This window comes from Acinetobacter baumannii, assembly GCF_009759685.1.
Lineage (GTDB): Bacteria > Pseudomonadota > Gammaproteobacteria > Pseudomonadales > Moraxellaceae > Acinetobacter > Acinetobacter baumannii.
The window spans coordinates 1,343,242-1,368,974 of sequence record NZ_CP046654.1; the positions used below are offsets into that span (position 1 = coordinate 1,343,242).

Here is a 25,733-nt window from a genome sequence, read left to right on the forward strand (position 1 = left end):
TTTGACATGAATTTCGATGTATCTATTTATAAAATAGATACATCGTATGAGTTCAGTATCTAATTATTGAGGTAAAGCGCTTAATAGATCACGATCAGCATCAGTTAAAATATTACTTTTTTTATCGCTATCTTTTCGAACTGAGTACATTAAAGCGCCCGGTTGATCACTATGTTTTAAGCCAAGTGCATGGCCTAATTCATGAGCAATTGTTAAACGTAAATCATCAATAGAACTATATTCATAGATCATGATTTGTTTACCGTTATAAATACCTTTCTTAAATACATCAGCTTGGGCATTTTGCTTAAACTGATTTAATGATTGATTGAATTCATCATTAATCTGGTTAAAGTGAGTAACCTTTTTATTTAAGTCTGCAGCTTGCTGATTATAAGCAGCGATATCTTTCTTTAAAGCAACTGTCTGTTTCTGTAAATCTTTCTGAGTTTTCGAAAGGGATTTTGCGGTGTATTCAGGTGCTAATTTTCCTTCCTTAAACTGCATCATCTGTTGATCAAAATTCTTCAATTTCTCATTTAAGATCTGTTTTTTATTTTCAAGATCCGATTGAGTTTGACTTAAATTTTGCTTCAACTGTTTAATTTGTTGTTGCTCATCAATTACACGTTGTTGGTCTTGTTTGAACTGAGAAGCGATTTTTTGACGCTCTGCTGAACGATTTTGGCTGTCATCGTATACAAGACGAATTTCTAACTTTGCATTTGGGTCATAAGTAAAGTAATTTTTACCTGTACCTTCTTTCCAAATATCAGCAGCTTGCTGTGTAATCTGGATCAATTGCTCTTGACTTAAACCAAAACGAGGGTCAACTTCAGCAATTTTATATGTCAAATGTTGAACATTTTTTTGCTGAACTTGGGTGTGTAGGGGAGTCGCAAGATTAGCATTAGCCTGAAAATTAGAAAAAGCAAAGGCCATGCCTAATAACAAAGAAGTTAAACGCATAATCAAAGGGGGGAGATTTGAAAAAAAACGTATTATAAGAATATAAAATGAAAAATCAATCAAAAAATATACAATTTCGATAAAATAATGAGACTTGAGTCTCATTATTTTTTACCAAATGCCAAATTATTTTTTAGTAAAAATTGAATAGTTTTTATTTTATTTAGTTTATTTAATCAGTTAGTTTTAATGATTTTCGTCATTTGAACCATATAATGTAGCCAATAGATCTAAATCTGAATTTGTTAATTTGAAGTTATGAATATCCTGCTCTCTTAAAAGAGGGTACATCAAAGATTTAGGATCATCGGTGTGTTTTAAACCTAATGCATGTCCAAACTCATGAGCAAGTGTTAGGCGCAAATCATCGAATGAAGTAAAGCCATAAATCTGAATTTGGTTTTGACTAAACAAGCCTTTATGAAAAGTTTTTGAGCCAGAAGTCGTGCTCAAATTAAATTGCTCAATAGATTGATTAAGCAGGTTTTGTTGTTGATTTATTTGCTTAATTTGTCTATTAAGCATTTCTATTTTATTGCTGTGTTGAGAAAACTTTGTTTGTAATTCTAACGAAAGCTGGCTTAACTCAGCTTGGCGTTTGTTTAAACTGCTTTGAGTAAATTGCCCATAGTTTCCTTGATTAAAAAGAGATACATCTTTTTGATATTGTTCGAATTTATACTTGAGATTCTCTTTTTCTTTATTCAAAAGAGTAGTTTCCTGATCAATTTGTTGTTTAAATAAAAGAATAGCTTTATTTTTCTCTCTCCATTCTTCCTGCTGCTTTAATAGCTCATTTATACTATTTTTTCTTTCATTTTGAGTAGCTTGTTGGTTGTCCAATACTAAATTAATAGTAAGCTCTGCTTGAGAATCATAAATAAAATAGGTTTTCCCAGTTTCTTTTTGCCAAATTTCAGCTGCTTCTTTACCAATTTGAATAAATTGTTCTTTCGTTAATTCAAAACGTGGATCTATATAATCAATCCTATATTTTAAAGGCTGATTAAAAGAAATATTTGATAAATTGCTTTGAGCAAAAGCAGCTACCTGTAAGCTTATACTGAAGTATAAACTTATTTCCCACCATAGAAATTTTTTCATGGCAAAAATAAAAATATAAATAAATTCTTATTGTTAGGATGTAATCCTTATTCGTCAAAGTGATAAAAATGACCAGAGATAGCGATTGTTTTGTGAACTTGCTAAAGAAAGAGAATAAATAAATACATGTGTTTGGCATTAATGGAAAAATTAATGGATTTCATAACAGTGATTTTAATTTTTTAAAATATCTATAAATAATAAATAGTTAATTTTTATAATTGACTATTATGCCTATTAAGTTTATGAAAATATATAAAAAATATTATTGTTACTTTTTGTAAATAATAAAAAACCGCGCTTTCGCGCGGTCTTTTTTAAAGAGACAAATTATTTTTTGTCATCTTTTACTTCAGTGAACTCAGCATCTACAACGCCATCGTCTGCTTTTTGTTGACCAGCATCACCACCTTGGAATGCATTTGGGTCGAAACCTTCAGCACCGCCAGCTTGTTGCGCTTGTTCATAAGCACGTTGAGTGATCGGCATTAATATGTTTTGTAAAGCTTCAGTTTTCGCTTTGATTGCTTCAACATCATTTTCTTTTGTTGCTGCTTCAAGTTCAGAAACTGCTGTATTTACCGCTGTTTTTTCATCTTCAGTTACTTTGTCACCAAGATCTTTAACAGCTTTGTTTGAGCTTGAAATTAATGCATCAGCTTCGTTACGAGCTTTTGCAAGTTCTTCAAACTTACGGTCTTCTTCAGCATTTGCTTCTGCATCTTTAATCATCGCTTCGATTTCAGCATCAGATAAACCTGAGTTTGCCTTAATCTGGATCGATTGCTCTTTACCAGTGCTCTTGTCTTTTGCAGACACTTTCAAGATACCGTCAGCGTTAATATCGAAAGATACTTCAATTTGTGGCACACCACGTGGAGCAGGTGGGATGTCACCTAACTGGAAGTTACCCAACAATTTGTTTTGTTGAGCCATCTTACGTTCACCTTGGTAAACTGAAATATCTACCGCTGGTTGGTTATCAGCAGCAGTAGAGAACACTTGTGATTTCTTCGCAGGAATCGTCGTGTTTTTCTCAATGATTGGTGTTAATACACCACCCATTGTTTCAATACCTAAAGTTAATGGTGTTACGTCAAGAAGCAATACGTCGTTCTTGTCACCAGACAATACAGCACCTTGAATTGCAGCACCGATTGCAACTGCTTCGTCAGGGTTCACGTCTTTACGTGGCTCTCTACCGAAGAATTCTTGTACTTTTTGTTGTACAAGTGGCATACGAGACTGACCACCAACTAAGATGACGTCAGAGATGTCAGAAGTCGAAAGACCAGCATCTTTAAGAGCAATCTTACAAGGTTCAATCGTACGAGCAACTAAATCAGCAACTAAACCTTCAAGTTTTGCACGAGTTACGTTGATCACTAAGTGTTTAGGACCAGTCGCATCAGCAGTGATGTATGGAAGGTTGATTTCAGTTGCATTCGAAGAAGAAAGCTCGATTTTTGCTTTTTCAGCAGCTTCTTTCAAACGTTGTAACGCAAGTGGATCGTTTTTCAAGTTTACGTTTTGTTCTTTCTTGAATTCTTCAACCAAGTATTCAATTAACGCGTTATCGAAGTCTTCACCACCAAGGAAAGTATCACCGTTAGTTGATAACACTTCAATTTGTTGGTCGCCATCAAGATCCGCGATTTCAATGATAGATACGTCAAATGTACCACCACCTAAGTCGTAAACTGCAACTTTACGGTCGCCTTCTTTTTTGTCCATACCGAACGCAAGTGCAGCAGCAGTTGGTTCGTTAATGATACGTTTAACATCTAAACCAGCGATTTTACCCGCATCTTTAGTTGCTTGACGTTGAGCATCGTTAAAGTAAGCAGGAACGGTAATTACCGCTTCAGTTACTGTTTCACCTAAATAATCTTCTGCAGTTTTTTTCATCTTTTTCAAGATTTCAGCAGAGATCTGTTGAGGTGCTAGTTTTTTATCGTTTACTTCAACCCAAGCATCACCGTTGTCTGCTTTGATGATTTTATAAGGTACAAGACCGATGTCTTTTTGTACTGCTTGATCTTCATAACGACGACCAATTAAACGCTTGATCGCGAATAATGTATTTTTAGGGTTTGTTACTGCCTGACGCTTAGCGCTTTGGCCCACTAAGATCTCGCCATCTTTATATGCAATGATCGATGGAGTTGTACGTGCGCCTTCTGCGTTTTCGATTACTTTTACTTTATCGCCTTCAAGTACAGCAACACATGAGTTGGTAGTACCTAAGTCAATACCAATAATTTTTGCCATTTGGTGTGTTCCTCTAAAATTCTGTTGCAATGTTTTTGCTTGTTATTCGATATGAGAGTCAATCGGTTTTTTTCAAGCATTTTTATGAAAAAAAATCAAAAAACTCTCAAATTCTTGGGCTTTTAGCAAAGAGATGCTTTGCTTTTGCTCATTTTATTGACCAACCATAACCATAGCAGGGCGCAATAAGCGGCCATTTAAGGTATAGCCTTTTTGTAAAACGGTACCGATTTCATTTGCTTTTGCATTTGGATCAATGCCAACAGCTTGGTGTAAATCTGCGTTGAAACCATTTTGAGTATCAGCTTCTACAACGCCAAATTTCTCAAGAGTCGTTAAAAGTGACTTTAAGGTTAACTTAACACCTTCAAGTACAGGCGTTTCTTCATCGCCAGCTGCCTGAATTGCGCGTTCTAAATTGTCGACAGAGTCCAACAATTCTTTTGCAAATTTCTCAAGCACAGTCTCTTTATGCTTCTCAGACTCACGCTGAATACGCTCTACACTTTTTTGTGCTTCGTAAACTGCATTGGCAGTACGAGCTTTTTCAAGCTTAAGATTTTCTTCTAGTTTAGTGATTTGCGCTTGTAAAGATTCAACGGTAACGTCGTTTGCTTGCTCTACACCTTCAGCCTGAGTTTGCTCGTTAGATTGCTCAACTTGCTCATTTTGAATGTCTTGAGCTTGCTCGTTTTGCTCATTAGCCATTGATGATCTCCGTTTAAATGGGTTTTTAAACATGTACAGTCCTTTTTGGCATCAGTATTTACTGTGTAAAACCTGAACTGCCATGCATATGCTGTAATTCATTAATAGGGATGAAGTATGGGCATTGCCTAAAAATTCAAGCGTACACGGCAATTTAAAGCTTTTAATTTTGCGGTTTTAAGTAAAAATCTAAATTTTCGATCATAAAAGCTATAAATTCTTGAGTGATTCGGGGTAAATGTTGTCTAGAAGCATACACGACCGACAAACTTAACTCGGGGGCCGTAAAATTTTTAAATAAAGCTTTTAAGCGTTTTTCTTTTAAATCTTTCTCAACTAATAATGTAGGCAACATTGCGACTCCCTGTGCATGTAAGCACATATCGTAAAGTGCATTCACATCATTACTTTTAAAAGTGACATTTAGAGGATAGTTCTGAGGTTGTTGCTCATTATCAAAAAGTGTCCAGAATTGATGTTGGCTATGATGTGCAATACATTCATGTTGAATGAGTTGACGAGGATGGAGTAGGGGACTGTGCTGTTTTAAATAATCAGGATGAGCACAGAAAACGGATTCGATTTGACAAACTGGCCGTGCAATTAAACCATCTGCGACTTTTTGAGTAATGCGTAGTGCCAAGTCCACTTGTGCATCTATAAGATCCATCGTGCTTTCAGTCAGGTACACATCAAACTGAATATGAGGATGCTGTCTCTTAAATTGCCGAATACATTCCGCAACCCCAAGTTCAAATAGAAATAATCCGCATGTAAAACGGATTGTACCGTTGTGTTGTTCAGGTGCTGCGAGTTCTTGTAAAAGTTGTTGCTGCTGTAAAATATTTTCGCAGTAGAGCAGGGCTTTTTCACCTGCGGGTGTAAGAGATATTTTTCGGGTATTTCTCTGAAATAGTCGAGTTGAGAACGTATGTTCAAGGTGCTCAAGATAACGCGAAACCATTGCACGAGAATAATTAAGATGCTCTGCGGCTTTAGTTAAATTACCGTGTTGTGCAATAGAAACAAAGACCTGAATGGCTTTTAAAGTATCCATATGTCTAGCTATTATTACAATATATGCAACAGTTTATCTTAATTTAGTGCGTTTATCTTACATAAATTGCAATTTAAAGTGTTCTTCATGAAACAGGAGAATACCTAATGAAATTATTTAAATTATCCGCTTCCGCACTTGCTACTGCTACAGCATTAACTATGGCTCAGTCAGCTTTTGCTCAAGATCTGAAAATTCAGAGTTTTCTGGCTAAACCAGAGCACTTTGGTGTCACCTCAACCTTAATAGAAGGCGACAAAGAAGTTTTACTGGTTAATGCACAATTCTCAAAATCTGAAGCATTACGTATTGCTGCAAATATTCTCGATAGCGGTAAAACATTAAAAACTATTTTCGTAAGCTATGGCGACCCGGACTATTATTTCGGCTTAGATGTATTTAAACAGTATTTCCCGAATGTACAGATCATTGCTACGCCGGAAACAGTAAAGCATATTCAGGATACTCAAGCGCTTAAAGTTAAATATTGGGGGCCACAAATGGGTGCAAATGCACCTAGCCAAATTATTGTGCCTCAAGCTTACACTGCTAAAACTTTAAAACTTGAGAATGAGTCAATCGAAATTAAAGGTAAAAAAGAGCTTACTTATTTATGGGTTCCTTCTGCAAAAGCAGTCGTGGGGGGTATTCCGGTATCTTCAGGTATTCATTTATGGATGGCAGATACACCTAAAACCAAAGATCGTGTGGAAGTCATTCAATCTTTAGAAAGCATCAAAGCACTACAACCTAAAATTGTTGTACCTGCTCATATGGTTGAGGGAGCTCCACAAGGTCTAGATGCTGTTAACTTTTCAATTAACTATTTAAATAGTTATGAAAAAGCAGCTAAAGCAACTAAAAATGCTAGTGAGCTGAGCAAGCTCATGCAGAAGCAATACCCAACGCTTCAAAGTGTTGATAGCTTAGAGCTCGGCGCTAAAGTGGTAAAAGGTGAAATGCAGTGGCCATAATCTAATGTTTAAGCCATATTAACTTTCAAGAAAGCCGTGACAATTCACGGCTTTTTTACAGAGAAATCGATTTTAAAAGTCAAAAAGCTCTGTAACAATCTACGCAACTTGTATTGTGTTTCTATAAAGGGAAATATTTTGAATATATCTGTCAACTAGAGAAAAAATAAAAAATTGATAAAATTAAACAAGTGCTTATCTATAGTTTCATTTATAAAATAATATAGTTGATTTAAGAAAGTAATTTTAATAAAAAATTGCAGAATTTGTACCGCTATTACTACAAAAGACAACCAATGATACGCACGTTGAGAAAAAAAATTGTGAATTATAGGCAGCGCGAAGATGAACTTTGCATTTAAATGTTTGTCGTAATGAAAGGAAAGCTATCATGAAAAAATTAGGTCTTATCTCTGTAGTACTTGCTGGTGTTGCATTTACAGCTGTTGGTTGTGCATCAGAAGCTGGTTTAAACGCTTCTGGTTCTGCTCAAACAAGTGCTAGCCCATCTGGCGTACAAGCTGGTGTTGGTGTAGATGCAGGTGTTTCTGGTCAAGCTCAACCAGGTCAAGTTGATGCTGGCGCTTCTGGTTCAGTTTCAGGTTCTGCAACTGCTCAGTAATTTGCTGCTAAAAATAAGAGATATGAGTTTATAGAACGTATATGTTCAAGATGCCGATACATATATGAAATGAGCTGCTACTCATTTTTCTATAAATTAGAGAGAATTTATATTCCTCAAAAAAGCCCCAAGAGACTTATTGCTTTGGGGCTTTTTATATAGAAGTAGTATGTTTAGTCATCATGACGATAATCTCTATGATCATGATCTCGGTCTTCTAAGCGTTTCTTCTCCCATTCACGGTGTCGTTTTTCCCATTCACGACGATCCTTTTCCTGTTCGCGAATATCTTTGCGTTGTTGTTCATATAATCTTTTACGCTCTTCCCAACGTTTGCGTTCCCACTCACTATATCGACGTCCATCGTTACGGTCATAACGATCGTCGTCATGATCATGGTAACCATAACCACCGCGATAATAAGGATCATCTGTATAAGCAACACAGCCTACAGTTAAAAGACTGGTTGCTAACAAAGTAACAACTAGTTTTGCTGACATAGCAGTACCTCTTTTTGTCTGTTAACAATAATTGGCAAAAAAGTCCTGTTTTAAACGACAGATTTGTTAATGACATTTGCTATAAATCAGATTAGCGTAGATTGGTTTTTACCTTTGTATCTTGATTGCATGAGTTGTATGCGAATATAGTCAAACAACAAAGAATTCTGTAGAAAATATGAAGGATAAGAGGGATTCAAGGAGACAGGCATGACAGCATTTAATCAAAAAATTCAAACATTACTAGATAAGGGGCAAGGTCCTGCTGCTCGAGCACTTGATAGGTTACCTCGACTAGCTCAAGAGTCTCTCGCTAAAATTTTAGGATACTCTTATCAATATCCAGATCTCGATTCATTTACGAAATGCATGATGGCTGTGCAAATTAAACAGGGGAGAGTGGGATTTATTGGTTCAGACCCAATTGAATCAAGAAGAGCATTCGATGCACAAATGCAGGCCATACGCCAAAAACCAACTGATATTGAGTTAGTAGAAGATATTCGCTTACCCCTACAAAGCGGAACTATCTTTGCTAGGCATTATCATCCTGCCCCTAATAAAAAACTGCCCTTAATCGTGTTTTATCATGGAGGTGGTTTTGTTGTAGGTGGTTTAGATACTCATGATGAGGTTTGTCGCTTATTAGCAAAATATGCAAAAGTACAAGTACTCAGTATCGACTACCCTTTAGCACCTGAAGTTTCACCACAACATTTAATTCAATCATGTGAAGATGCATTAGCTTGGGTTTATCAAAACCGCAGACAATTAAAAATATTAAAAAGTAGAATTGCTGTCGCAGGGGATAGCGCTGGCGGAAATATTAGTACTGTCGTGGCGCAAAGATCAGTAAATAAAGCTTATGCTCCGCAGGCACAATTATTGATTTATCCTACAGTCGACTTCAAAAGCAGACATCCTTCATTCTATGCTTATAACGAAGGGCTAGTCTTAACAAATACTGATATTGACTATGTCACTCAATATTATGCAACTCATCATAATGTAGAACTTGATGATCCAATAATTTCACCTACCTATGGCAATCTAAAGAAAAACCCGCCCGCTTTTGTGATTACAGCGGGGCATGATGTCTTACATGATGAAGCTAAAATATATAGTCATAAGTTAAGACAAAATGGCGTGAAAATGTATTATGAAGAATTTCCGGATCAGACTCATGGCTTTATTAACCTGACTCCGATTTCTAGAAAAGCAAAACGTTATACGATCGAAATTAGTAAAAACTTTAGAAAGTTTTGGGATAAAAATAGTTAAGTAAGCTGATTAATCCATGTTTCACGTGGAACGTGGATTAATATAAAAGCTATATAAAGCTATTAATAAATACTCACTAGAATTGTTTGCCGTAGGCGATTAGATTTAACGGTTAATTATTTATAAAGTTGTTGTAGGGCAATATGAAAAAATTACTGATGTTGTTGTGTTTAGGAGTAAGTAGTCACTCAGTGTGGGCGAATACCTTAGTTGAGATGCAAACAAATTTAGGCAACATCGAAATAGAGTTATACGATGATAAAGCACCAATGAGTGTGAATAACTTTAAAGGCTATATAAAATCTGGTTTTTATAAAGAGACCATCTTTCACCGTGTCATTCCAGGATTTATGGCTCAAGGTGGCGGAATGACTGTGAACATGCAGGAAAAGACAACACGAGCACCTATTAAAAACGAAGCAGGAAATGGTATTGCAAATACACGAGGTACTTTGGCGATGGCCCGTACTACAAATCCTGATTCAGCAACTAGCCAGTTTTTTATAAATGTTGCAGACAATAACTTTCTTAACCGTTCACCAGGAAATCTGGGATATGCCGTTTTTGGTAAAGTGGTCAAAGGAATGGATGTAGTTGACCGTATTGTTCAGGCTCCTACATCAAACTATGGCATGCATCAAAACGTACCAAAACAGCCTATAAAGATAGTAGATATAAAAATCAAAAATTCTCAAAAATAAATTAACCATATAAATCAGTTATTTAATTATTTTTAAGATTTTATTTGGCTGAAAAAGAACCGGTCGAGCGCGCATATTTATAAAAGTGCTTGCGTACCGGTTTTTTTTCCCTATAATGCACTCATCCCGACGCGATACACGAGAATATCTTAGCTTACAGGGTTAAGATGAGGGTTTTGTATTGCGTTGAATTCTGTCTCTGATGAGGAGCAGAAAAATCATTAAGAGAATTGAAGAACAACTTGTGTGGATTTTTACTGATTGATTAATCGAAATAATTTTCATTGATTGATTGGTTTAAATTACTCGAAGTTTATTTGAGCGAAATTTAAGTCAGTAATTGATGAGCCAGAATTGGCACCTTGTCTATAAATAAGGTGCAAAATGATTTTAACTGAAGAGTTTGATCATGGCTCAGATTGAACGCTGGCGGCAGGCTTAACACATGCAAGTCGAGCGGGGGAAGGTAGCTTGCTACCGGACCTAGCGGCGGACGGGTGAGTAATGCTTAGGAATCTGCCTATTAGTGGGGGACAACATCTCGAAAGGGATGCTAATACCGCATACGTCCTACGGGAGAAAGCAGGGGATCTTCGGACCTTGCGCTAATAGATGAGCCTAAGTCGGATTAGCTAGTTGGTGGGGTAAAGGCCTACCAAGGCGACGATCTGTAGCGGGTCTGAGAGGATGATCCGCCACACTGGGACTGAGACACGGCCCAGACTCCTACGGGAGGCAGCAGTGGGGAATATTGGACAATGGGGGGAACCCTGATCCAGCCATGCCGCGTGTGTGAAGAAGGCCTTATGGTTGTAAAGCACTTTAAGCGAGGAGGAGGCTACTTTAGTTAATACCTAGAGATAGTGGACGTTACTCGCAGAATAAGCACCGGCTAACTCTGTGCCAGCAGCCGCGGTAATACAGAGGGTGCGAGCGTTAATCGGATTTACTGGGCGTAAAGCGTGCGTAGGCGGCTTATTAAGTCGGATGTGAAATCCCCGAGCTTAACTTGGGAATTGCATTCGATACTGGTGAGCTAGAGTATGGGAGAGGATGGTAGAATTCCAGGTGTAGCGGTGAAATGCGTAGAGATCTGGAGGAATACCGATGGCGAAGGCAGCCATCTGGCCTAATACTGACGCTGAGGTACGAAAGCATGGGGAGCAAACAGGATTAGATACCCTGGTAGTCCATGCCGTAAACGATGTCTACTAGCCGTTGGGGCCTTTGAGGCTTTAGTGGCGCAGCTAACGCGATAAGTAGACCGCCTGGGGAGTACGGTCGCAAGACTAAAACTCAAATGAATTGACGGGGGCCCGCACAAGCGGTGGAGCATGTGGTTTAATTCGATGCAACGCGAAGAACCTTACCTGGCCTTGACATACTAGAAACTTTCCAGAGATGGATTGGTGCCTTCGGGAATCTAGATACAGGTGCTGCATGGCTGTCGTCAGCTCGTGTCGTGAGATGTTGGGTTAAGTCCCGCAACGAGCGCAACCCTTTTCCTTACTTGCCAGCATTTCGGATGGGAACTTTAAGGATACTGCCAGTGACAAACTGGAGGAAGGCGGGGACGACGTCAAGTCATCATGGCCCTTACGGCCAGGGCTACACACGTGCTACAATGGTCGGTACAAAGGGTTGCTACACAGCGATGTGATGCTAATCTCAAAAAGCCGATCGTAGTCCGGATTGGAGTCTGCAACTCGACTCCATGAAGTCGGAATCGCTAGTAATCGCGGATCAGAATGCCGCGGTGAATACGTTCCCGGGCCTTGTACACACCGCCCGTCACACCATGGGAGTTTGTTGCACCAGAAGTAGCTAGCCTAACTGCAAAGAGGGCGGTTACCACGGTGTGGCCGATGACTGGGGTGAAGTCGTAACAAGGTAGCCGTAGGGGAACCTGCGGCTGGATCACCTCCTTAACGAAAGATTGACGATTGGTAAGAATCCACAACAAGTTGTTCTTCATAGATGTATCTGAGGGTCTGTAGCTCAGTTGGTTAGAGCACACGCTTGATAAGCGTGGGGTCACAAGTTCAAGTCTTGTCAGACCCACCATGACTTTGACTGGTTGAAGTTATAGATAAAAGATACATGATTGATGATGTAAGCTGGGGACTTAGCTTAGTTGGTAGAGCGCCTGCTTTGCACGCAGGAGGTCAGGAGTTCGACTCTCCTAGTCTCCACCAGAACTTAAGATAAGTTCGGATTACAGAAATTAGTAAATAAAGATTGAGATCTTGGTTTATTAACTTCTGTGATTTCATTATCACGGTAATTAGTGTGATCTGACGAAGACACATTAACTCATTAACAGATTGGCAAAATTGAGTCTGAAATAAATTGTTCACTCAAGAGTTTAGGTTAAGCAATTAATCTAGATGAATTGAGAACTAGCAAATTAACTGAATCAAGCGTTTTGGTATGTGAATTTAGATTGAAGCTGTACAGTGCTTAAGTGCACAGTGCTCTAAACTGAAATGTTGAAGTTACTAACTTGTAGGTAACATCGACTGTTTGGGGTTGTATAGTCAAGTAATTAAGTGCATGTGGTGGATGCCTTGGCAGTCAGAGGCGATGAAAGACGTGATAGCCTGCGAAAAGCTCCGGGGAGGCGGCAAATATCCTTTGATCCGGAGATGTCTGAATGGGGGAACCCACCTACTTTAAGGTAGGTATTGCAACATGAATACATAGTGTTGCAAGGCGAACGAGGGGAAGTGAAACATCTCAGTACCCTTAGGAAAAGAAATCAATTGAGATTCCCTCAGTAGCGGCGAGCGAACGGGGATCAGCCCATTAAGTTATGTGTGTTTTAGTGGAACGCTCTGGGAAGTGCGAACGTAGAGGGTGATATTCCCGTACACGAAAGGGCACACATAATGATGACGAGTAGGGCGAGGCACGTGAAACCTTGTCTGAATATGGGGGGACCATCCTCCAAGGCTAAATACTCCTGACTGACCGATAGTGAACCAGTACCGTGAGGGAAAGGCGAAAAGAACCCCTGTGAGGGGAGTGAAATAGATCCTGAAACCGCATGCATACAAGCAGTGGGAGCACCTTTGTGGTGTGACTGCGTACCTTTTGTATAATGGGTCAGCGACTTATATTCAGTAGCGAGGTTAACCGTATAGGGGAGCCGTAGAGAAATCGAGTCTTAATAGGGCGTTTAGTTGCTGGGTATAGACCCGAAACCAGGCGATCTATCCATGAGCAGGTTGAAGGTTGGGTAACACTAACTGGAGGACCGAACCCACTGTCGTTGAAAAGCCAGGGGATGACTTGTGGATAGGGGTGAAAGGCTAATCAAGCCTGGTGATAGCTGGTTCTCCCCGAAAGCTATTTAGGTAGCGCCTCGGACGAATACCATAGGGGGTAGAGCACTGTTTCGGCTAGGGGGTCATCCCGACTTACCAAACCGATGCAAACTCCGAATACCTATGAGTACTATCCGGGAGACAGACTGCGGGTGCTAACGTCCGTAGTCAAGAGGAAAACAATCCAGACCGCCAGCTAAGGCCCCAAAATCATAGTTAAGTGGGAAACGATGTGGGAAGGCATAGACAGCTAGGAGGTTGGCTTAGAAGCAGCCACCCTTTAAAGAAAGCGTAATAGCTCACTAGTCGAGTCGGCCTGCGCGGAAGATGTAACGGGGCTAAAACTATGTGCCGAAGCTGCGGATGTATACTTTGTATACGTGGTAGGGGAGCGTTCTGTAAGCCGATGAAGGTGTGTTGAGAAGCATGCTGGAGGTATCAGAAGTGCGAATGCTGACGTGAGTAACGACAAAACGGGTGAAAAACCCGTTCGCCGAAAGACCAAGGGTTCCAGTCCAACGTTAATCGGGGCTGGGTGAGTCGACCCCTAAGGCGAGGCCGAAAGGCGTAGTCGATGGGAAAATGGTTAATATTCCATTACTTCTGTGTAATGCGATGAGAGGACGGAGAAGGCTAAATCAGCCTGGCGTTGGTTGTCCAGGTGAAAGGATGTAGGCATGTATCTTAGGCAAATCCGGGGTACTCTATGCTGAGATCTGATAGCAAGCTGTACTTGTACAGCGAAGTGGTTGATGCCATGCTTCCAGGAAAAGTCTCTAAGCTTCAGTTACACAGGAATCGTACCCGAAACCGACACAGGTGGTCAGGTCGAGTAGACCAAGGCGCTTGAGAGAACTCTGCTGAAGGAACTAGGCAAAATGGTACCGTAACTTCGGGAGAAGGTACGCTGTTGTTGGTGATGGAACTCGCTTCCTGAGCTGACGACAGCCGCAGAAACCAGGCCGCTGCAACTGTTTATTAAAAACATAGCACTCTGCAAACACGAAAGTGGACGTATAGGGTGTGATGCCTGCCCGGTGCTGGAAGGTTAATTGATGGGGTTAGCGTAAGCGAAGCTCTTGATCGAAGCCCCAGTAAACGGCGGCCGTAACTATAACGGTCCTAAGGTAGCGAAATTCCTTGTCGGGTAAGTTCCGACCTGCACGAATGGCATAATGATGGCGGCGCTGTCTCCAGCAGAGGCTCAGTGAAATCGAAATCGCTGTGAAGATGCAGTGTACCCGCGGCTAGACGGAAAGACCCCGTGAACCTTTACTGCAGCTTGACACTGAACTTTGACCTTACTTGTGTAGGATAGGTGGGAGGCTTTGAAGCTGGAACGCTAGTTCCAGTGGAGCCGTCCTTGAAATACCACCCTGGTAATGTTGAGGTTCTAACTCTGTCCCGTGATCCGGGACGAGGACCGTGTCTGGTGGGTAGTTTGACTGGGGCGGTCTCCTCCTAAAGAGTAACGGAGGAGTACGAAGGTGCGCTCAGCGTGGTCGGAAATCACGCGTAGAGTATAAAGGCAAAAGCGCGCTTAACTGCGAGACCCACAAGTCGAGCAGGTACGAAAGTAGGTCTTAGTGATCCGGTGGTTCTGTATGGAAGGGCCATCGCTCAACGGATAAAAGGTACTCTGGGGATAACAGGCTGATACCGCCCAAGAGTTCATATCGACGGCGGTGTTTGGCACCTCGATGTCGGCTCATCTCATCCTGGGGCTGAAGCAGGTCCCAAGGGTATGGCTGTTCGCCATTTAAAGAGGTACGCGAGCTGGGTTTAGAACGTCGTGAGACAGTTCGGTCCCTATCTACCGTGGGCGCTGGAAATTTGAGAGGATCTGCTCCTAGTACGAGAGGACCAGAGTGGACGAACCTCTGGTGTACCGGTTGTGACGCCAGTCGCATCGCCGGGTAGCTATGTTCGGAAGGGATAACCGCTGAAAGCATCTAAGCGGGAAGCCTACCTCAAGATAAGATTTCCCTAGGACTTTATGTCCTCTAAAGAGCCGTTCGAGACTAGGACGTTGATAGGTTGGATGTGGAAGCATAGTGATATGTGAAGCTGACCAATACTAATTGCTCGTGAGGCTTGACTATACAACACCCAAGCAGTTGTATATGAAGCATCAATCGATTCTTAAATATGCAAGACAACTTGATTTAGTTATACCTCTAGCTAAAATGAACAGATAAAGTAAGATTCAATCAGCCCAGTCTGTTACAGATTTGGAAAACGCTTCGGCATCAAATAAGACCCAAGCAAGTATCCATAAACAGTTGTGCTGGCGACCATAGCAAGAGTGAACCACCTGATCCCTTCCCGAACTCAGAAGTGAAACCTCTTAGCGCTGATGGTAGTGTGGGATTACCCATGTGAGAGTAAGTCATCGCCAGCTCATTATTCTAAACACCCCAATCTCAAAAGAGGTTGGGGTGTTTTTTTATATGGGAAATCAATCAATAAAGAATTATTTAAATATAGAACTACAAATCATTTTTGGATGCTTGCTCGATTCTATGGATATAATGAGGAAGTTTTTTATTTTTGGTGTCCCCGTGAAAATTAATTCTTTCTCTCCCATACCTGAAGACGATGAAGAACTCTCTCTTCCAGAACTGATTTATTGGGCATCTTTAGGTGATCTAGAGCAAGTAAAACAATTATTAATAGATGGAGAAGATCATAATCAGACTGATAATGAAGGGTATAGTGCTTTGCAAGCAGCGGCTGAGAATGATCATTTAGAGATAGTGAAGCTATTAGTTGAAAAAGGAGCGCATGTCACTTATAAAAGTGAATATACAGCACTACAGCTTGCAGAAATGGCGGGTAATACTGATATAGTGAATTATTTAAAAAGTTTATAAAATTAAAAAGCCCCTTTTATTTGAAAAAGAGGCTTTTTGTTCAATTTAAGACAAATGATATTTCTGTAGTTTCTCAACAATTGATTGAAGCCCTTTTACTTCAAATTCATTGGCTTCAAACTTTTCATCTTTATTGCGTTTGAAGATATCTCGTATTTCGATCACAGCATTTGGGTCAACAATACTTAAACTTGAAGTGACTTGGCGTATTTGGCTAATAGAACGAGAACCATTTGTTGAGCCATAACCTATAAATGCGGCTGGTTTACCGCTCCATTCCTTACCAACATAGTCCAGTGCATTTTTTAAAGCTGGGCTGTAACCGTGGTTGTATTCTGGGCTAATAAAGATAAATGCATCAGCTTGGGCAATTTTATCAGCCCATTCTTGTTGTTTAGGTTGATCATAAATCCCTGTAGCAGGTGGGTGAGAACCTGAAAATAAGGGTAGATTCCATTCTTTTAAATCAATTACTTCTGTTTGAAAATCTTTTAGATTAAAAGAGGGTATTGTTGTTTCTAACCAATTGGCAATTTTAATAGCTGTGCGCCCTTCGCGAACACTTCCGACGATAATATAGACCAGCATATGTTTTTCCTAAGGATTTTTATCTTTATAACTTAATTCATTATATAGGTGCGTGAGAATATAGAATTTGTAAGGATTCTTATGTCATCAATAAAAGTTAAATAATAAAAAAGCCCTCAATCGAGGGCTTTTTTTACATGATCTTAATGCCTTGCTGACCAGCTGGAGTCACTTTAAATATTTCTACTTCAAAAGTAATATTTTTGCCGGCTAGAGGATGGTTGAAATCAATTTCAGTAATATCATCATTTACTGACTTCACAACACCAAATAAAGTTGCTTTTGCTTTATCTTCAAACTCGATCATATGACCAGGAATAGGCCGTTGTTCGAATTTAACCGTATCAAAAGTTTGTATATTTTCAGGATTCCACGGACCAAAAGCATCTTCTGGTGGTAGATGTACTGTACGTCGATCGCCTGCACGTAAGCCAAGAAGCGCTTTCTCAAAGCCTGGTAACAAGTTACCGTCGCCAATAGTCAAGCTAACAGGTTCTTCACGGCTACGTGTATTGTCAATTTCTACACCATTTTCAATAGCAACAGAAAAGTGTAGGTCAACTTTAGAACCGTCAGTAATACGAATTTCTTCATTAGGTTGAATAATTTCGGTCATATTATGCATCCGAATTTTTAGGTCTTTGCTTCTCAAGGAAGAATGTATCGATGAGTAGCAAAATGGTACCTAGAGTAATGGCACTGTCCGCAATATTAAAAGCTGGAAAGTGATGATTTTGGTAATAAACATGAATAAAATCGACCACATACCCTAAAGTAATACGGTCAATTAGATTACCAAGTGCTCCACCTAAAATTAAAGCGATAGCTACAGGTAGCACCACCATTTTTTTAGGCATACGTAGCAACCAAAATACAAAAAGTATTGAAACTAAGCCTGCCAAAGATGTGAAGAAATAGCGTTGCCATCCTCCAGCATCAGATAAAAAGCTAAAAGCTGCACCATAGTTATGTAATAGTGTCCAGTTTAAAAATGGAAGCACAGGTACAGGATCTGCGTAGTTCAGATGTGTACTTGCAATCCATTTTGTCCATTGATCCAACACAATGGCAAGGACAGAAAGTCCAAGCCAAATGAGGTTGTGAGGATAAAACTGGAATAAGCCTTTTTTAGCTTGTGAATTAGGCATATTTTCTCACTTCGCCACGACCAGTGACGTTCACAATACAACGACCACATAAACCAGGATGATCGGCATGTGTATTTACATCCGGAAGGACATGCCAGCAACGTGCACATTTTTCACCTTCAGCTGCAGATACTTGTACACGTAAGCCTTCCATTTCAGTTGCTTCACCTTGTTCAGCAAATGGATGTACTACTACTTGCGAAGTAATAAGAACAAAACGGAGTTCATCAGCCAGTTGGTTTAAAACTGTTTGTAATGATTCATTTGCCCAAAGTTCAACTTTGGCTGAAAGATTACTACCGACAAGTTTAGCGTTACGAGCTGATTCAATCTGTTTATTTACTGCAGATTTTACGCTAATCAATGTTTGCCAATCTGCTTCAGAAAGCAAGTTTGCTTTTGATGAAACAGGTAGGTCATACCATTCAGCTGTAAATACATACTTGTCAGTTTGTTCTGGGATAAGTGGCCAAGCTTCTTGAGCTGTGAAGCTTAGAATCGGGCTCATCCAGCGAACAAATGCTTGTACGATATGGTAAAGCGCTGTTTGTGCGGAACGACGTGCTTGTGAGTCAGCCTTAGTGGTGTATTGACGGTCTTTGATGATGTCTAGATAGAAACCACCTAAGTCATTAATACAGAAGCTTGTTAACGCACTACACACGACGTGGAAGTTCATTTCTTCATAGGCCGCGATAATGGTCTGTTGTACTTCATTAGCACGTTGCAAGATGTATTGATCAAGAGCAATAAGATCATCTACTGCCAGAGCATCAGTACTTGGTTTGAAACCATTTAAGTTTGCAAGCAAGAAGCGTAGCGTATTACGAATACGACGGTAGCTATCACTTACACGGCTAAAGATTTCTTTCGATGCTGCAATTTCATAGCGATAGTCGCTAGATGCTACATATAAACGTAAACCATCGGCACCAAGTTGTTTGATGATTTCTTCAAGCGGAATATAGTTGCCTAGAGATTTTGATAATTTACGGCCATTCTCATCAACTGTAAAACCATGAGTTAACAAGGCTTTGTATGGCGCGCGGTTATGAATTGCCATAGACGTTAATAAAGAAGATTGGAACCAGCCACGGTGTTGGTCTGAACCTTCTAAATATAAGTCAGCAGGGCTTTCTAATTCTTCACGTTGCTCAAGTACAGCATAATGCGTTGTACCAGAGTCAAACCATACATCAAGCGTATCGCGAACAGCATTGTACTGTTCAGCATCTTCACCAATGAAGTCTTTCGCATCACGGTTAAACCATGCATCAATACCTTCTTGTTCGATAAGTTTTGCAACTTCTTCGATGAGCTCAGGCGTACGAGGGTGCAATTCGTTCGTATCTTTATGAACGAAGAAAGGAATTGGTACACCCCAAGTACGTTGACGTGAGATACACCAGTCCGGACGGCCTTCGATCATTGATTCAATACGGTTTTTACCCCAGTTCGGTACAAACTCGATATCGTTTTCAATGGCATTAAGCGCACCGTCACGTAAACCTTTTTGATCCATGCTGATAAACCATTGTGGTGTAGCACGGAAAATAATCGGAGTCTTATGACGCCAGCAGTGTGGATAGCTGTGTTTAATCGGTTGATGAGCCCACAAGCGACCTACAGCACCTAAAGCTTCAATAATCTTTGGATTGGCTTTATAGATGTGCTCACCAGCAAAGATTGGTGCAGTTGGTAAGTAAACTCCGTTACCACCCACTGGGTTTTCAACTTTAAGGTTGTATTGAAGACCTACTTTATAGTCATCTGCACCGTGGCCAGGAGCAGTGTGTACCGCACCTGTACCGCTTGTTGCGATAACGTGCTCACCTAAAATAACCGGAACTTGGCGATCGGTAAGTAAAGGATGTTGTAGGGTAAGGTTCTCAAGAGCTGAACCAGTAAAGTCAGCTAAAACAACTGGGTTTTCAAGCTTGTAACGCTCAATTGCAGAAGCAACTAAGTCTTTAGCAAGAATAAAGTTCTGCTTACCACGTTCAGTAGTCACTTGTACCAATTGATATTCAATTTCGGCATGCAATGCAACTGCTTGGTTCGCTGGTAACGTCCAAGGTGTAGTGGTCCAGATCACGATATCCGTTGGATCTTGAATATCTACATTTACACGAGCGCTTAAGTCTTTTAAATCTACAACGCCAAAACCAACGTCAATTGCGTCTGATTTTTTATCTTCGTATTCAACTTCAGCTTCAGCAAGTGCTGAGCCACAGTCCATACACCAGTTCACTGGCTTTAAGCCCGGCTGGATATGGCCATTTTTTTGGATTAAACCTAAAGCACGAACGATATCGGCTTCTTGTTTGTAGTTCATGGTGAGATAAGGATTATCCCAGTCCCCTAAAATACCAAGACGTTTAAAGTCAGTACGCTGTAAATCAATTTGCTTTAGCGCATATTCACGGCAGTGTTTACGGAAAGTGGCTGCATCAACTTTTTCACCCACTTTACCTACTTTTTCTTCAACTTTTAGTTCGATTGGCAAACCATGACAGTCCCAACCTGGTACATATGGCGCATCGAAACCTGCCAAAGTACGGCTTTTTACGATGATGTCCTTAAGTACTTTGTTAACCGCATGGCCCAAGTGAATTGTACCGTTCGCATATGGAGGGCCATCATGCAAAATATATTTTTTCTTGCCAATACGCGATGCACGAATCTGCTGATAAATGTTGTCGGTATACCACTCTTCTAACCATTTCACTTCACGTACTGCCAAATTTGCTTTCATTGCAAATTGAGTATCCGGCAGGTTTAGCGTGGCTTTGTAGTCCACTGCATTTTCAGTAGTTTGCTTATCGCTCATGCAAGTTGTCTTCCAGTTTAATCAGCTTGGGAGCCGACATGTTTTACAATCAAAATTCGAATTAAAAAGGAAATTGTGTCGTGTCGTTACGATATTGTCGTAATTGCTGCACGTCATTATCAATTCCTGCCTTAAGTGCTTCAAGCGAAGGGTAGTTCAATTCACCATGAAGATAGTGAAGAAAAGTCACCCGCATAAATAAGCCATACAGATTAGCAGAAACATCAGGGAAATGTACTTCTAATCTCCACTCTGGATGTTCTTGCTGAATGGCTGGACGTGTACCGACATGACCTGCACCATAGAGGCTGTTTTCATGATATCCGGCAATTCCGGGCTTTTCAGGATTATCCTGAAGCACTTTTTGAGTTAGCGAAGTTGTTTCGCAAATGACGTCAACGCCATAAATACCATTTAAACAAGGCTTATGACGGTTGAGACGAACATTAATCGTTGGGAAATCTAAAGTTCGTCCAATTTGGTCGCCATATTGAACACGTCCGGTAATACTGTACGGACGGCCTAATAATTTAGCTGCTAAAGCGAGATTACCCACTTGAAGCACTTGGCGAATACGAGTTGAACTGACGCGTTCACCTTCGAGTTCAATCGTATGTAAATTTGTGACTTGAAAGCCGTAATTCTTTAAAAATTCGCTATTGCCTTGACGGTCTTTGCCGAAATGAAAGTCATCTCCTAAAACCAAAGCTTGAGCATTTAATTTGTCTTTTAATAAATCTGCAAACTCAGAAGCACTCATGCTACGGAAATGCTGGTCAAACTTGGCAACCGCAATGTAATCCACCCCAAGTTCAGCTAGATATTCAACTTTTTCCCGTAATGAATTAATACGAGGTGGGGCATCGTAGCCTTTAAAGAACTCAAGCGGTTGGGGCTCAAAAATCATGACCAATGTTTTTAAGCCTTGTGCTGCAGCAATTTTTTTGAGTTGAGCAATCATCGCTTGGTGACCTAAATGGACACCATCAAAATTACCAATAGTTACCGCTGTTTGTGGTAACTGGAAATTGGGCGATAACGCATTAAGACGAAGCAGTTTCATGAACTTAAAATATGGCTATTTTTGCAAGGGCTATATATTGCCATAATCTCACAGATTCGTCTTGTTGTTGTGTTTTTACTCAGGTATTTTTCAATACGAATACTTTCTATATCTAAAAAAATGATGAATTAAATAAAAATAAATCAATTTTTCTTATTATTAATTTATCCTACTATAGCCTCATCCACTCTTTGATTAGAGACTTAAGATGAAAAGACCCTTTTACCAATTAAATCAAAGTAAAGATGTTATACGGCATTTTACCCCAAATTGGTTTACAGCAACTATGGGTACTGGCGTGGTCAGTATGATTTTAATTCAGCTTCCATTTGCCAAATCATTTTTATTTATGCTGGCTACGCTGTTATGGCAATTTAATATTGTTCTATTTAGTGTTTTTTCAGTTCTCTATTTATTACGGTGGTTTCTTTTCCCTCATGAAGCGAAGCAAATATTTAATCATCCAAATATGAGCTTGTTTTTAGGTGCTATACCGATGGGGCTTGCAACCATACTAAATGGCTTTTTAAGCTTCGGAATCGGGCTTTACGGCGAAGTGGCAGTTCATATCGCCCAAGCTTTATGGTATATCGACGTCTTTTTAGCACTGGCTATTGCGTGGATCATCCCATTTTGCATGTTTAGCCGTCAGAATCATCAACTACATACCATGACTGCAATTTGGCTTTTACCGGTGGTTGCATGTGAAGTCGCAGCAAGTTCTGCGGGCATGTTGGTTGCACATTTACCAGCAGATGTGCATAGCTTTCATTTATTGTTAGCGGGTTACGTACTTTGGGGAATCTCTGTTTTACCTGCATTTGCCATTTTAACGATTTTAATGTTGCGTATGGCTTTGCATCAGTTACCAGAAAAAGAAGTCGCGATTTCTAGCTGGCTTTCTTTAGGTCCGATTGGGACAGGTGCTTTAGGTCTATTGTTGCTAGGTGAGCAGGCACAAAGAGTATTTGTAAATGTTGGCTTTCCTGAGTTGGCCCATGTATTTCAAGCCTTGGGTGTTGTGGGTAGTCTGGTACTTTTAGGCTTTGGGTTATGGTGGCTTGGCCTTGCGATTTTAACAACACTTCGTCATGCAAAGACAGGTATTCCGTTTAACTTGGGGTGGTGGGGTTTAACCTTCCCATTTGGTGTGTTTATTTTGGCTTTATTTAATTTAGGTCATCAGATTGAAGTTGTATTTTTACAATACGTCGCTGTGGCATTCAGTATTTTATTATTAGTGATGTGGAGCGTGGTAATGAAGAAAACCTTAGCCGGAGCATACAGTGGCAAGCTATTCTTCTCTCCATGTTTGGTGGCTTTACAACAAAGAATGCAGTAAAGGTGAAAAGGTGCAAAAAGCTTTTGCACCTGATTTATACTTACTTTCTAATTTTGTTAATTCTGATTTGAGCTTTTTGAATGAACACTGATACCGCTTTAATTATGGCACTTCCCAACGAATCTAAAGGTTTATTCGAGCAAGCAGGTATCGAAGTCCATTACAGTGGTATTGGTAAGATCAATGCTGCTTTTAAAGCGTTTGAGGTTATTCAAAAAACAGGCTGTAAAACTTTAATTAACTTAGGTACAGCAGGAAGTTCATCTTTTAATCGGCACGATTTAGTAGAAATAAAAACTTTTGTACAACGTGATATGGACGTTTCACCTTTAGGATTTGAAGTCGGGGTAACGCCGTTAGATGACCACTTGGCGGCTGAAATTCATCTCCAAACGCATTTTGCGGATTTACCAAAAGGAATTTGTGGGACAGGGGACTCATTTGAAACGGGTCAGCCGAAGGTCGCTTGTGATGTGGTCGATATGGAAGGCTATGCGTTAGCAAAAGTTTGCCACAAGTTAGGTGTACGTTTAATTTCGGTGAAATATATTACTGATGGGGCAGATGATACGGCCCATTTGGATTGGGAAGAAAACTTATTATTGGGTGCACAAAAGCTTTTAGCACTTTATCAAAATCATTTCTAAAAAAAGATCGGCAAATTTGCCGATCTTTTTTATTTTAGCGAGGTAATACGCCGTAGAGCATCATATGTACCGTATGCTCAATCGAACGCTGGAACATACTGCGGTTACGAAGCGTTTTCCCGGTTACCATTTCCATTTGAGTTGCAAAATCGGCATAGTTTTGCGTAAGACCCCAAATATTGAGAATTAAAAGTTCCGGGTCGATATCCGGTGAAATTTTTCCTTGCTCTTGCCAAGTTTGAATGACCTTAGCTTTGCGCTTAAATAGCTTTTTCAAGGGCCCTTTCAGTATAGGCAAAATATGCGGTGCCCCTTGAATAATTTCTAAAGCAAATAGTCGCGAAGCTTTTGGTTGGCTACGAGAAAGTTCGATTTTTTGAATTAAATAATGAGACAAGGCTTCGGCTGGTTCTAACTCAGCTTCTAAGGTTTGTAAGGGAGCTAGCCATTTTTGTAAAACTGTGGTCAGCACTTCCACATATAAAGACTCTTTATTTTCATAGTAATAGAAAATATTCGACTTATGCATGTCAGCGAGTTGGGCAATTTCATCCAGACTTGCGCCACTGAACCCATATAGTGAAAACACATCAAGGGCGGCAGCAAGAAGCTGATTGCGCTTTTGGGTACTCTTCTTTTGTTCCATTTGCTGCATAAATTAAAAAGATAGTGTTCCCATTGTAAGGTAAATCGTTTGATTTGTGCACAGGTGTCTCACTTTTTTAGTGAAAAAACGGATAGTTATTTGAGCAATAGATATACTATTGTGCAAAAAATAGAGAGATTCACTAGTTTATTGTTATTCTTAAAAATATTTTTTAATCTTCGCCCTAAAAAAGAGCAATAAATCATCAGTTTTATTGCTCGTTAATTGGGCATTTTTCGGTTGAATGGTTCTCATTACTCATCTCAACCTTAAGTGGCTAAAACGGCATCGAGTACTTGTTGTTCAAGCTGAGCAAAAGTAATGCTCTTTTTCCGTGGACGCGGCAAATTAACTTGAAAACTTTGAGCAATCTGACCTTTATCTAACAATATAATGCGGTCAGCCAGTTGCACTGCTTCACTTACATCGTGTGTAACTAAAATGGCAGTAAAACCTTGCTCTTTCCATAAACGTTCAATCAAGCTTTGCATCTCAAGACGAGTTAACGCGTCTAATGCACCCAAAGGTTCATCTAACAATAAAATACGGGGAGTATGAGATAACGCACGGGCTAGGGCAGTACGTTGTCGTTGTCCACCAGAGAGCTGTGAAGGCCATTGTCCCGCTTTTTCTTTTAAACCTACTTTCTCTAATAATTCTTCTGCCAAAGCATGTTGCGATTTTGGTAGCCCAAGTTGAACGTTCTGAAGAATATTTCTCCAAGGAAGTAACCGTGGGTCTTGAAACATAACCCGTATGTCATCGTTAGTAATACCTTCACGCAAATGTCGGGCAGATTTAAATTTGATTTCTCCAAAACTGGCTTTTTCAAGTTGGGCAATTAAGCGCAATAAAGTACTTTTACCGCAGCCACTACGACCAACAATAGCTAAAAATTCGCCCGGTTGAATATGAAGGTTAAGATCTTCAAGAACTTTAACTTCACCATAAAACTTATAAAGCTGTTCAATCAGAATCTCTGCGCCTACCACAGGTTCTTGTGACTCTGAATGGTTTTCTGGAATGAGCTCTACGTCATTCTGATTAATATTTAAATTCAGATTTGTCATATTCTAAGCTCCT

Annotated in this window: 19 protein-coding genes, 2 tRNA genes, 3 rRNA genes and 1 pseudogene; 12 read left to right on the top strand and 13 right to left on the bottom strand. The window is 40.0% G+C overall.

What is annotated here, in order from left to right:
- Window positions 1-63: 63 nt before the first annotated feature.
- The 5 genes and pseudogenes from GO593_RS06340 to GO593_RS06360 form a co-directional block, all read right to left on the bottom strand.
- The gene (locus GO593_RS06340) at window positions 64-1,074 is read right to left on the bottom strand and encodes a M57 family metalloprotease (RefSeq protein WP_001237494.1); all 1,011 of its coding nucleotides are present in this window, start codon (window positions 1,072-1,074) and stop codon (window positions 64-66) included.
- Between the two features lie 81 nt (window positions 1,075-1,155).
- Window positions 1,156-2,073 (bottom strand): matrixin family metalloprotease, encoded by a 918-nt coding sequence (locus tag GO593_RS06345; protein ID WP_000714210.1) that lies wholly within the window; start codon window positions 2,071-2,073, stop codon window positions 1,156-1,158.
- A gap of 330 nt (window positions 2,074-2,403) precedes the next feature.
- The gene (dnaK, locus tag GO593_RS06350) at window positions 2,404-4,344 is read right to left on the bottom strand and encodes a molecular chaperone DnaK (protein WP_001062605.1); all 1,941 of its coding nucleotides are present in this window, start codon (window positions 4,342-4,344) and stop codon (window positions 2,404-2,406) included.
- A 153-nt stretch (window positions 4,345-4,497) separates the two neighbouring features.
- Window positions 4,498-5,052, bottom strand: coding sequence for a nucleotide exchange factor GrpE (gene grpE, locus GO593_RS06355; RefSeq protein WP_001262789.1), 555 nt, complete (start codon window positions 5,050-5,052; stop codon window positions 4,498-4,500).
- A 128-nt stretch (window positions 5,053-5,180) separates the two neighbouring features.
- Window positions 5,181-6,109 (bottom strand): annotated as a pseudogene (locus GO593_RS06360) (LysR family transcriptional regulator).
- 107 nt (window positions 6,110-6,216) lie between these two features.
- Here GO593_RS06360 and GO593_RS06365 point away from each other — a divergent pair.
- Both GO593_RS06365 and GO593_RS06370 read left to right on the top strand, forming a co-directional pair.
- Entirely contained in the window at window positions 6,217-7,083 is an 867-nt protein-coding gene (locus GO593_RS06365) for an MBL fold metallo-hydrolase (protein WP_000765229.1), read from the top strand.
- A gap of 391 nt (window positions 7,084-7,474) precedes the next feature.
- Window positions 7,475-7,705, top strand: coding sequence for a hypothetical protein (locus tag GO593_RS06370; RefSeq protein ID WP_000733015.1), 231 nt, complete (start codon window positions 7,475-7,477; stop codon window positions 7,703-7,705).
- A 173-nt stretch (window positions 7,706-7,878) separates the two neighbouring features.
- On the opposite strand, the gene GO593_RS06375 is transcribed toward GO593_RS06370, so the two are convergent.
- A complete protein-coding gene (locus GO593_RS06375) occupies window positions 7,879-8,205 on the bottom strand; it encodes a hypothetical protein (protein ID WP_001274776.1) in 327 nt (108 codons plus the stop codon).
- 210 nt (window positions 8,206-8,415) lie between these two features.
- On the opposite strand from GO593_RS06375, the gene GO593_RS06380 reads away from it, so the two are divergent.
- The 8 genes from GO593_RS06380 (at window position 8,416) to GO593_RS06415 (ending at window position 16,386) form a co-directional block, all read left to right on the top strand.
- Complete coding sequence (locus tag GO593_RS06380) at window positions 8,416-9,486, top strand: alpha/beta hydrolase (protein ID WP_000123590.1); 1,071 nt, start codon at window positions 8,416-8,418, stop codon at window positions 9,484-9,486.
- 143 nt (window positions 9,487-9,629) lie between these two features.
- Window positions 9,630-10,187, top strand: coding sequence for a peptidylprolyl isomerase (locus tag GO593_RS06385; protein WP_001985167.1), 558 nt, complete (start codon window positions 9,630-9,632; stop codon window positions 10,185-10,187).
- Window positions 10,188-10,578: 391 nt separating this feature from the next.
- A 16S ribosomal RNA gene (locus tag GO593_RS06390) occupies window positions 10,579-12,115 on the top strand.
- Between the two features lie 59 nt (window positions 12,116-12,174).
- A tRNA-Ile gene (locus tag GO593_RS06395) sits at window positions 12,175-12,251 on the top strand.
- A gap of 55 nt (window positions 12,252-12,306) precedes the next feature.
- Window positions 12,307-12,382 (top strand) — tRNA-Ala (locus GO593_RS06400).
- A gap of 340 nt (window positions 12,383-12,722) precedes the next feature.
- Window positions 12,723-15,615 (top strand): 23S ribosomal RNA (locus tag GO593_RS06405).
- Window positions 15,616-15,799: 184 nt separating this feature from the next.
- A 5S ribosomal RNA gene (gene rrf / locus GO593_RS06410) occupies window positions 15,800-15,914 on the top strand.
- Together the 16S, 23S and 5S rRNA genes with 2 tRNA genes alongside form the textbook arrangement of a ribosomal RNA operon.
- Window positions 15,915-16,035: 121 nt before the next feature.
- Complete coding sequence (locus GO593_RS06415; RefSeq protein ID WP_001985065.1) at window positions 16,036-16,386, top strand: ankyrin repeat domain-containing protein; 351 nt, start codon at window positions 16,036-16,038, stop codon at window positions 16,384-16,386.
- A 45-nt stretch (window positions 16,387-16,431) separates the two neighbouring features.
- Here the strand turns inward: GO593_RS06415 and GO593_RS06420 are convergent, their stop codons facing one another.
- From GO593_RS06420 to ribF, 5 genes are all read right to left on the bottom strand, one after another.
- Window positions 16,432-16,974 (bottom strand): NADPH-dependent FMN reductase, encoded by a 543-nt coding sequence (locus tag GO593_RS06420; protein ID WP_000964178.1) that lies wholly within the window; start codon window positions 16,972-16,974, stop codon window positions 16,432-16,434.
- 133 nt (window positions 16,975-17,107) lie between these two features.
- Window positions 17,108-17,590: an FKBP-type peptidyl-prolyl cis-trans isomerase gene (locus GO593_RS06425; RefSeq protein ID WP_000136002.1), complete on the bottom strand. Its 483-nt coding sequence runs from the start codon at window positions 17,588-17,590 to the stop codon at window positions 17,108-17,110.
- A gap of 1 nt (window position 17,591) precedes the next feature.
- A complete protein-coding gene (gene lspA / locus GO593_RS06430; RefSeq protein ID WP_001133879.1) occupies window positions 17,592-18,122 on the bottom strand; it encodes a signal peptidase II in 531 nt (176 codons plus the stop codon).
- Window positions 18,115-20,952, bottom strand: coding sequence for an isoleucine--tRNA ligase (gene ileS, locus GO593_RS06435; RefSeq protein WP_001281022.1), 2,838 nt, complete (start codon window positions 20,950-20,952; stop codon window positions 18,115-18,117). Before ileS ends, lspA begins: the two co-directional genes overlap by 8 nt.
- A 61-nt stretch (window positions 20,953-21,013) precedes the next feature.
- A complete protein-coding gene (ribF, locus tag GO593_RS06440) occupies window positions 21,014-22,015 on the bottom strand; it encodes a bifunctional riboflavin kinase/FAD synthetase (RefSeq protein ID WP_000771824.1) in 1,002 nt (333 codons plus the stop codon).
- Window positions 22,016-22,223: 208 nt separating this feature from the next.
- Between ribF and GO593_RS06445 the strand changes: the two genes are divergently transcribed.
- Together GO593_RS06445 and GO593_RS06450 are read left to right on the top strand one after the other, a co-directional pair.
- Window positions 22,224-23,357 (top strand): TDT family transporter, encoded by a 1,134-nt coding sequence (locus tag GO593_RS06445; protein ID WP_000828359.1) that lies wholly within the window; start codon window positions 22,224-22,226, stop codon window positions 23,355-23,357.
- Window positions 23,358-23,437: 80 nt separating this feature from the next.
- Window positions 23,438-24,004, top strand: a complete 567-nt coding sequence (locus tag GO593_RS06450; RefSeq protein WP_001090743.1) for a 5'-methylthioadenosine/S-adenosylhomocysteine nucleosidase family protein — start codon at window positions 23,438-23,440, stop codon at window positions 24,002-24,004.
- Window positions 24,005-24,038: 34 nt separating this feature from the next.
- Here GO593_RS06450 and GO593_RS06455 read toward each other — a convergent pair whose 3' ends face one another.
- Window positions 24,039-24,659, bottom strand: a complete 621-nt coding sequence (locus GO593_RS06455) for a TetR/AcrR family transcriptional regulator (RefSeq protein WP_001186827.1) — start codon at window positions 24,657-24,659, stop codon at window positions 24,039-24,041.
- Window positions 24,660-24,919: 260 nt separating this feature from the next.
- A complete protein-coding gene (locus GO593_RS06460; RefSeq protein WP_000183289.1) occupies window positions 24,920-25,720 on the bottom strand; it encodes an ABC transporter ATP-binding protein in 801 nt (266 codons plus the stop codon).
- Window positions 25,721-25,733: the final 13 nt, after the last annotated feature.

Bases quoted from the DNA above. Each gene is read 5' to 3' on its own strand.
- GO593_RS06340 (WP_001237494.1), bottom strand. From the start codon at position 1,074: ATGAGACTCAAGTCTCATTATTTTATCGAAATTGTATATTTTTTGATT.
- GO593_RS06345 (WP_000714210.1), bottom strand. From the start codon at position 2,073: ATGAAAAAATTTCTATGGTGGGAAATAAGTTTATACTTCAGTATAAGC.
- dnaK (WP_001062605.1), bottom strand. From the start codon at position 4,344: ATGGCAAAAATTATTGGTATTGACTTAGGTACTACCAACTCATGTGTT.
- grpE (WP_001262789.1), bottom strand. From the start codon at position 5,052: ATGGCTAATGAGCAAAACGAGCAAGCTCAAGACATTCAAAATGAGCAA.
- GO593_RS06365 (WP_000765229.1), top strand. From the start codon at position 6,217: ATGAAATTATTTAAATTATCCGCTTCCGCACTTGCTACTGCTACAGCA.
- GO593_RS06370 (WP_000733015.1), top strand. From the start codon at position 7,475: ATGAAAAAATTAGGTCTTATCTCTGTAGTACTTGCTGGTGTTGCATTT.
- GO593_RS06375 (WP_001274776.1), bottom strand. From the start codon at position 8,205: ATGTCAGCAAAACTAGTTGTTACTTTGTTAGCAACCAGTCTTTTAACT.
- GO593_RS06380 (WP_000123590.1), top strand. From the start codon at position 8,416: ATGACAGCATTTAATCAAAAAATTCAAACATTACTAGATAAGGGGCAA.
- GO593_RS06385 (WP_001985167.1), top strand. From the start codon at position 9,630: ATGAAAAAATTACTGATGTTGTTGTGTTTAGGAGTAAGTAGTCACTCA.
- GO593_RS06415 (WP_001985065.1), top strand. From the start codon at position 16,036: ATGGATATAATGAGGAAGTTTTTTATTTTTGGTGTCCCCGTGAAAATT.
- GO593_RS06420 (WP_000964178.1), bottom strand. From the start codon at position 16,974: ATGCTGGTCTATATTATCGTCGGAAGTGTTCGCGAAGGGCGCACAGCT.
- GO593_RS06425 (WP_000136002.1), bottom strand. From the start codon at position 17,590: ATGACCGAAATTATTCAACCTAATGAAGAAATTCGTATTACTGACGGT.
- lspA (WP_001133879.1), bottom strand. From the start codon at position 18,122: ATGCCTAATTCACAAGCTAAAAAAGGCTTATTCCAGTTTTATCCTCAC.
- ileS (WP_001281022.1), bottom strand. From the start codon at position 20,952: ATGAGCGATAAGCAAACTACTGAAAATGCAGTGGACTACAAAGCCACG.
- ribF (WP_000771824.1), bottom strand. From the start codon at position 22,015: ATGAAACTGCTTCGTCTTAATGCGTTATCGCCCAATTTCCAGTTACCA.
- GO593_RS06445 (WP_000828359.1), top strand. From the start codon at position 22,224: ATGAAAAGACCCTTTTACCAATTAAATCAAAGTAAAGATGTTATACGG.
- GO593_RS06450 (WP_001090743.1), top strand. From the start codon at position 23,438: ATGAACACTGATACCGCTTTAATTATGGCACTTCCCAACGAATCTAAA.
- GO593_RS06455 (WP_001186827.1), bottom strand. From the start codon at position 24,659: ATGCAGCAAATGGAACAAAAGAAGAGTACCCAAAAGCGCAATCAGCTT.
- GO593_RS06460 (WP_000183289.1), bottom strand. From the start codon at position 25,720: ATGACAAATCTGAATTTAAATATTAATCAGAATGACGTAGAGCTCATT.